1 protein-coding gene is annotated in these 607 nt (G+C 68.9%); it reads left to right on the forward strand.

The genetic code is table 11. The features are described 5' to 3' along the window. Window positions 1-607: putative PEP-binding protein (locus tag MOV75_RS41125; RefSeq protein WP_247008585.1), on the forward strand; the 607-nt coding region annotated here is incomplete at both ends.

Raw genomic sequence — 607 nt, forward strand, 5'->3', positions numbered from 1 at the left:
TGCTCGACTACGACCGCAAGCGCCTGCGCGGCATCGTGCTGGAGGAAGGTACCGCGAACTCCCACGTCTCGATCGTGGCACGCGCGCTCGGCATCCCCGCCGTCGGCGAAGTGCCGAACGCGCCGGGAATCGCCGATCCCGGCGACGCCATCATCGTCGACGGCACCTCCGGCTCGATCTATGTGCGCCCCTCCCAGGAAGTCGAGGCGGCCTTTGCCGAGCGCGTGCGCTTCCGCGCCCGCCGCCAGGCGCAATATCTGGCGCTGCGCGACCGGCCCTGCGTCACCAAGGACGGCCAGAAGGTCGAGCTGATGATCAACGCTGGGTTGGCCATCGACCTGCCGCATATCGAGGACACCGGCAGCGCCGGCATCGGCCTGTTTCGCACCGAGCTGCAATTCATGGTGGGCCAGAGCCTGCCGCGCACCAGCGACCAGCTGGCGCTGTATCGCACCGTGCTGGATGCGGCCGGCAGCAAGCCCGTCACCTTCCGCACGCTCGACATCGGCGGCGACAAGGCGCTGCCCTATATGGAAGCCGTGATCGAGGAAAATCCCGCGCTTGGCTGGCGCGCGATCCGGCTCGGGCTGGACCGTCCCGGCCTGCT

The organism is Bradyrhizobium sp. PRIMUS42 (assembly GCF_023006515.1).
In the GTDB taxonomy this organism is placed as follows: domain Bacteria; phylum Pseudomonadota; class Alphaproteobacteria; order Rhizobiales; family Xanthobacteraceae; genus Bradyrhizobium.